4 protein-coding genes and 1 tRNA gene are annotated in these 7768 nt (G+C 36.2%); 4 read left to right on the top strand and 1 reads right to left on the bottom strand.

The window, feature by feature from the left end; genetic code table 11:
• Nucleotides 1-237 precede the first annotated feature (237 nt).
• The 3 genes from OZD61_RS00235 (at nucleotide 238) to petA (ending at nucleotide 3757) form a co-directional block, all read left to right on the top strand.
• Nucleotides 238-310 (top strand) — tRNA-Val (locus tag OZD61_RS00235).
• A gap of 52 nt (nucleotides 311-362) precedes the next feature.
• The gene (gyrA, locus tag OZD61_RS00230; protein ID WP_274979406.1) at nucleotides 363-3065 is read left to right on the top strand and encodes a DNA topoisomerase (ATP-hydrolyzing) subunit A; all 2703 of its coding nucleotides are present in this window, start codon (nucleotides 363-365) and stop codon (nucleotides 3063-3065) included.
• Nucleotides 3066-3157: 92 nt separating this feature from the next.
• Complete coding sequence (petA, locus tag OZD61_RS00225; RefSeq protein ID WP_274979405.1) at nucleotides 3158-3757, top strand: ubiquinol-cytochrome c reductase iron-sulfur subunit; 600 nt, start codon at nucleotides 3158-3160, stop codon at nucleotides 3755-3757.
• 9 nt (nucleotides 3758-3766) lie between these two features.
• On the opposite strand, the gene priA is transcribed toward petA, so the two are convergent.
• On the bottom strand, nucleotides 3767-6109 hold the full coding sequence (priA, locus tag OZD61_RS00220) for a replication restart helicase PriA (RefSeq protein ID WP_274979404.1): 2343 nt from the start codon (nucleotides 6107-6109) through the stop codon (nucleotides 3767-3769).
• Between the two features lie 144 nt (nucleotides 6110-6253).
• Here priA and OZD61_RS00215 point away from each other — a divergent pair, with 144 nt between their 5' ends.
• Entirely contained in the window at nucleotides 6254-7732 is a 1479-nt protein-coding gene (locus OZD61_RS00215) for a hypothetical protein (RefSeq protein ID WP_274979403.1), read from the top strand.
• Nucleotides 7733-7768 lie beyond the last annotated feature (36 nt).

The raw sequence follows: 7768 nt of genomic DNA, 5'->3' as shown, positions 1-7768 counted from the left end.
TTATAATGAATTTTGTCAGTAACTGCCAGTTCTTTTCACTTGAGCGATGCAACAAAGCCATCCCAGTGTCGACTACCTGGATGACACCATTTATTGTAAGGACTTACCTCACATTTACTCTATGATTATCTTTCTAGATCACCTTGTCTACCTATTTTGCCACTCTGCTGAACGGATACAATTTATTGCTATTTTTGTTTACAATAATAATATTGAGCTATAGAATTGGATCTAAAGGGGCAATTAGCTCAGCTGGTAGAGCATCTCGTTTACACCGAGGAGGTCGGCAGTTCAAGTCTGTCATTGCCCATTTGCTTAACTGAATGTTAGTATTATTAATTACTTCAATTAAAGTATAAAAAATGCAGGATAATATAGTACCAATCTCAATAGTAAAAGAGCTGGAAGATTCTTATCTCTCCTACGCAATGAGCGTTATCATAAGCCGGGCTATACCTGACGTACGGGATGGATTTAAACCTGTTCACAGGCGCATATTATATGCAATGTCAAGAGCTGGATTCGATGCCGGTAAGCCATATAAAAAGGCAGCTCGTATAGTTGGGGATGTAATGGGAAAATATCACCCACATGGTGATGCAGCTATTTACGATTCCTTGGTTAGAATGGCTCAAGATTTCTCTCTTCTTTTACCGCTTATTGATGGGCAAGGTAACTTTGGTTCGATAGATGGAGATCCACCAGCTTCAATGCGATACACAGAAGCAAGACTTCAAAAAGTGTCGCACTTTTTACTGAATGATATTGATGAAGATACAGTTAATTTTAGGCCAAACTACGATGGAAATGAAACAGAACCAATTGTGCTGCCTGCAGAGTTTCCGAATCTATTGGTAAACGGTGCAAGTGGTGTTGCAGTTGGTATGGCAACCAATATTCCTTCTCATAATCTTGGAGAAATAATAGATGCTTGTATATTATATGTAGATAATCCTGAAGTTACTTTTGATGAGTTACTTGAAGTGATGCCAGGGCCGGATTTCCCAACTGGGGGAACGATTCTTGGAAGGTCTGGAATAAGATCAGCATTTGCAACGGGTCGTGGATCAATTGTTGTGCAAGGCAAGACTCACATAGAAGACCTGCCACAAGATAGGCAAGCAATAGTGATTGATGAAATACCTTACCAGGTAAACAAAGTAAAATTAATTGAGAAGATAGGTGAGCTTGTAAAAGAAAAAAGAATTGATGGCATAACAGAAATTAGGGATGAGTCCGATAAGTCTGGTATTAGAGTAGTAATTGACCTCAGAAGAAATGCTGAGGCAAGTTTTATACTTAATCAAATATTGGGGCTAACTCCACTAAGAAGTAGTTTTAGTGTTAACACTTTAGCGCTCAATAACAACAGGCCTGCTTTGATGTCGTTAAAAGAAATCATAGCTGCTTTTGTTGACTTTAGAAAAGAAGTGTTAATCAGGAGAACAGAATTTCGTCTAAGAAAAACGAGAGAAAAAGCTCATGTATATATAGGGCTCTACATTGCGGTCCTCAGCATAGATGAAGTGATAAAAATCATCCGCGGTGCAAAAGATCCTGCGGAAGCAAGTAGAGAACTTTTAAATAAAGAATGGAAAACTTCGAATGAAATCAACACTATTATTGAGTTGATTTCAGATAGCGCAAGCTTTTTGAAAGATGGAGTGTATAGATTAACTGAGCTACAAATTAAGGCTATCCTTGATATGAAACTGCAGCGTTTAACAGGCCTTGAAAAAGACAAATTAGAAGCTGAGCTAAGTTCAATGATCAACCTGATAAAAGAATATATCGCTTTTCTTGGCTCAGAAGAGAAGTTGATGAAAGAAATAAAAAACAATTTACAAGAAATAAAGAACAGATTTGCTGTGCCGCGAAAAACTTCAATAGAAGAGTCAGACGCGGACATTGAAGCTGAAGATCTAATTCCACAAGAGGATATGGTGATAACCGTAACTATGAATGGTTATATCAAGCGTGTAAAACTTTCTCACTACAGAACTCAGCGTCGTGGTGGAAAAGGAAAGCTAGGACAGGGATTAAAAGAAGAGGATGTAATCACAGAATTATTTGTTGGAAATACCCATACTAGCTTTTTATTCTTTTCTAACATTGGTCGAGTTTATAGATTAAAAGTTTATAAGTTACCTCTTGCAGAGCCAACCGCACGTGGAAGAGCACTTGTTAACATATTTCCGCTTAGCGATGGTGAAACTATAACTAATATCATGCCATTGCCAAGTGAAAATGACGAAAATCAAAACATAGTTTTTGCTACTGCCTATGGAAACATAAGGCGTAACTCCTTAGCGGACTTTCACTATATTCCAAGCAATGGAAAAATAGCAATAAAGCTCGATGAAGGAGACAAATTAGTATCGGTTAAGGTATGTAATGAAATTGACCATGTTTTACTTTCAACAACGCTTGGAAAAAGTATCAGATTTGTTGTAAGTGATGTGCGTCAATTTAAGAGTCGCAATTCAGATGGCGTAAGAGGTATCAAACTTGTAAAGAATGACAGCGTGATATCCATGACCATATTAAATGGGATAGGTGTAGCAACAAAGACAAAAGAACTTTACTTAAAAGTTCCACTTGCAAAAAGACTGGGGACTGCAATTAATAACTCCATTGATTCTAAATTGGAAAAGACTTTGAATGATTTAGGAATAGATAACGAATTATTCTTAAAACTTGCAGTGAATGAGGAGTTTATATTAACTATTACTGAAAATGGCTTTGGTAAAAGAACTTCTGCGTATGAGTATAGAGTAACTAACAGGGGTGGTGTTGGTATCACCAATATTCTTACTACTAGCAGAAACGGTAATGTTGTTGCTAGTTTTCCAGTTGAGCAGGGTGATAATATAATGCTTATTACAGGTAAAGGAAAGTTAATTCGCATTTCGGTCAATGAGATTAGAATTGCAGGACGCAGCACTCAAGGAGTCACTCTGTTTAAAACAGAAAGTAGAGAAAAAGTGGTGTCAGTAGCGAAAATTGAAGATCCTGATTCCACTGAAGATAGTATTTTTGAAGTTGAAAACTCTATCGCTTCTTAACCGTAGTATAGGTTAAACAAAAAGCGCAAGTTTTTGTTGATTAATACGCAGTATTTAAATTAAAATATATACTTATGGCTAAGTAAAGATCAATGGACAAAAAATTAACTAAAAATAAAAAACCACTGGCAGACAAAGAGGATAAAAAAACACCTCCTGTTAAAGATCTTACTAAAAATAAGAGTAGGAGAGATTTTATAACATTAACTACATGCGCTATGGCAGGTATAGGAGCTGCAAGCGGACTTTGGCCACTGGTTAAATCTATGAATCCTTCTGCTGAAGTTCTAGCAACTTCCACAGTGGAGGTGAATTTGTCTGGAATTCAGGAAGGACAAGGAGTAAAAGTAAAGTGGCAAGGTAAACCAGTATTCATTCGTAGACGCACAAAGCAAGAAATTGAGGCTGCAAGAGCTGTGAATGTGAAGAGCTTGAGGGATCCTCAATTAGATGAGCAGAGAGTATACGAAGGAAAAGACGAATGGTTAATTATGCTTGGAATATGTACACACCTTGGGTGTGTACCGGTTGACCACGCTACAAGAGATGGTAATGGTTGGTTCTGTCCTTGCCACGGTTCATATTATGATACATCAGGCCGAGTGATTGGGGGTCCTGCACCGAAAAATATGGCTGTACCTGATTATTTTTTTCCCAGTGAGAATGTTGTGGTAATTGGCAAGAAGGCTTAACGGAACTCGTTAAAAAAAACTCACAGGATCAACATCTATTATCACTGCAATACTCGAATTCAAGTTACAATTTTTAATCCAATATTTCAGCTTTTTTTGTATAGATAAACTGTGTTTATTGTGTATTTTTAATAATACCCTATGCCGATACTTATTATTTAAAAAATTTATTGCTGCTGGTGATGGGCCAAGAATTTCAAATTCCTTTTTGTCTACACCTACATTTTTTTCCTGGATACAAGTAGTTAAGCTACTTGGATGACAAAGAAGAGATTTTACTATTTCATTCGCTGCTTTTTGTGTTGCAATCTGATTCTTACCACAAATTATAAGCGCTATTAATCTGCTAAATGGTGGCATTTTGGCTTCGCGTCTTGACTTAAGTTCGATTTCATAAAATGAGTCTCTTTTTTGATGCAGCAATGCTTTTATTATTGAACTTTCAGGATTATTAGTTTGCACTATTACCATTCCTTTTTCATTAAACCTTCCTGATCTGCCTGCAACTTGGTGCAATAATTGATACGTCTTTTCCGCTGCTCTCAAATCAGAATTTTCGAGACTCAAATCTGCATTCATTACTCCAACCAAAGTTAATTTGGGAAAATTGTGCCCTTTAGCAATTATTTGTGTGCCGATTATAATGTTCACCTCTTCTTTCAATATCAAGTCAATTACGTTACTAACCGACTTCTGATCGCTGCTTATCATCGCAGTTTTTGCGTTTGGTATTAATTTCACTATTTCTTCAAGCAACCTTTCAATTCCTATGCCGTAGAGGGACAATGGCTGTTCACTTTGGCAATTAGAGCATTTTTCTGGAAGTTTCAATTGATAAGAGCAGTGGTGGCACAAAAGAGCATTTTTTTTCTTGTGATATGTAAGCCAAACAGCACAATTTAAGCAGGAAATTTTATATCCACACTTTTTACAAATTGCCAGTTGTGCATACCCTCTGCGGTTTAGAAAAAGCATAACCTGCTGTTTTTTCTCTATGGTTTGTTTGATGCTTTCAAAAAGCTCAGAGGAGATCCATTGCTTGTTGTTCCTCATATCTACTACTTTAATGAGTGGCAATTCTGCACCACCAAATCGTTTAGTTAGCTTTACATGATTGTAATTCCCGTTTTTAACATGATGAATCGTTTCAAGCAGTGGAGTAGCTGATGATAAAATAATCGGAATATTTTCAAATTTGGCTAAGATTATCGCCATATCTCGAGCATTATATATAATTCCCTGTTCTTGTTTAAAAGATGAGTCGTGCTCTTCATCAACGATAATCAATTTTAGGTTTTTATAAGGCAAAAAAAGCGCTGACCGTGCACCAATAATTATCTGCGCATTTTCATTCGCTATACTGAGCCAATTATTCCGGCGAGTTTTTGGAGTGAGCTCTGAGTGCCATTCAACTAAGTTTTTTGATATCTGACCATGAATACGGTTTACCAATTGTGAAGTTAAAACAATTTCAGGCAAGAGGATTAGCACTTGCGCATTACCTTCTCCTGATGTCATTTCAACATATTCTGGTGTCATACTAGTACGTGGCAAAGACGGTATGCTAAATGTTATAGTGGGTTTTGCCTTGAGTATAAAGGTGTCATTCCAGTGCTTGACACTGGAATCCAGGAATTTTGATTGTAAATTAGGTATTTGTTTTAAGTTAAAATAAACATTTGTAATGAGGTTATATGAAAAACTGGATCCCAGTGTCAGGCTACTCGGATAACACCCTCTTGGTAGACCCAAATCACAATGTTCGTACAGTTGTGTCTCTGGGCACTGGGATGGTAAAGTCTGAGCAGCATTTGGAACGGCAGTGTAATTCTTAATCAATTGTGCAATCACAGAGAGATAAACTTCGGTTTTTCCAGACCCGGTCTCACCGTCAAGCAAAGTCACTGAATATTCGTTCAAATTGCTGATTATTTTATCACTAGCTACCTGCTGTTCAGGACTCAATTTGCAGCTTATTTCACTTGTTTCCTGCTTTTGTTCAACACAAACCAATTTATCTATGTGATTTACTTTTAACACTCCTCCCATTATCACTTTGGCAAGCATACCAATAGGTATCAAGTTGTATTGCGCAACCCACTCTGCAAATGCAATCAATTTTGGTCTAATATTTGGTAAATCGATTTTTTGCTCAATAAATTTTAATTCTCGGTTACTTTTATCACTGTATTTCCAAACTATTCCGATTAAGCGTTTTTTGCCAAATGGCACTACTACGTAATCTCCAAGTAAAATCTCAGTACTTTCCTCAATTGCATATGAAAATAACTGATCAATTGGAAGTGGTAGTAATACGTCAACTGTTTTTGCCATAGTGATTGAGTTTAACATTGTTTTAAAGAGCTTGTAACTTTATTAAGCTTGGCAATATAGATGAATCGGTACAGAGAAAATCTTAATGTTTAACACATTTTTCATAGTACAGACCGTATGATTGATAAATAAAATGATTTATAGAATTTGTGGAGGCTACCAATGGTCAACGACAAGATTACTTTGAACTTTGAAATAGAAAAAGGCGAACCTATAGATCGATACTACTTTTCTGCACATATAAAGCTTACAGATGAAAGCAAAAATCTTTTGCGGGAGAAGCTTGGCAGTACAATTCAATTCGATAATCTAGATGATCACTTCAATCTTAACCATGAGAATCTTTATATCTACTACAACAAATATAGTGAGCACAATGGTAGAAGTGAGCTACACGTTAGGGATGATAACGGTAAATATTTAACCTCCAATCTTCCACTTAATTACTATGGATTCTCAATGGAACTATCACCTGACGGAGCGTCAATTGCAGATTATGGTTTTTATCCTCTGTATGCAATCTATAACCCAAATCACTATGATAAAGCAAAGGAAAAAGTATTTGATGATCACGGTGAATTGTCACCAATTGCATCAAATGTGTTAGATAATTTTTTAAGCAACACAAATAGCTTAACCACACAAGATATATTACAAAATGTATTCTCACAACTGCAGAAGAAAGCTGATGAAGAAGCAGAAAGATTGGCAAGAGAAAGAGAAGCAGAAAGACAAAGGGAGGAAGAGTTAAATGAAAAGAACGAGGAGTTAAAAGAACTTGTAGAAAAGGATGAGATTAAAATATTCAAAGTGGTAAAAGGTAATGATTTAGGTAATGGGCATTCAGCAGTAGTTTTACAACTTGATGGGGAAGAAGGTGACAAGATACCTCTCGACTCTAGTAAATACTACATAGCAGAGTATAGACACCACCCAGAATGGGAAGGCGATGAATATTTAAATTTTGTTAGCCCTGATAGTGATATGCTGGTTAATTATGAAAACTTATTTTTTGTGCTCAATCAAAGCTCCTACTCAGACTTTGAAAGTGGGTTTTATTCAGAAAACAGAACCGATCCCCATAATTATGCTAAATATTCAAAGGAACCATATTTGAGTGGTGACCAGCTATCTGAAAAATTATCTAATGAATTGGAGGAAGATAGCAATCAGATAGGTACTGAATTTACAATTGATGATGAGCAAGTAGACGAAGAAGTTGTGGTAGAGAGTGAAGCCAAGTCTGGGGAGAAAGGAACGGTTGGTGAGGATAACGCAAAAAATACTATACAGGAAGAAGAATCTAACTATATAAATCAAATGCAAGCGGATGATAGCAGCAGTTATAAACCAGCTTTGCAAAGCAATCGTGATGATTATGCTGATACGAAAAAAGCTCTGCAGAAAAAATTGCATGGAGATGAAATACACAAGCAAAGTAATGAGAAAGCTCAAAAAGATATAGAAGTAAAAAAAGTAACTGTGGAAACTGACAGTAGCAGTAATAAGACTGAAAAACAAACAAAACCAACAGAAGATGAACAAGAAACTGTTATGGCAAGTGTGATAGAAAATATGGATAAAAATTCTGATATTGAAGCAGAAACTTCTAAGAACCTGTTAAGGATCTCGAAAATATGAGGTAAAATAAGCATAGTTAAGAAAGAGGTATATCTA

This window comes from Wolbachia endosymbiont of Drosophila bocki, from assembly GCF_028982005.1.
Taxonomy (GTDB): Bacteria; Pseudomonadota; Alphaproteobacteria; order Rickettsiales; family Anaplasmataceae; genus Wolbachia; species Wolbachia pipientis.
This window is presented reverse-complemented; position numbering and strand designations above follow the sequence as displayed.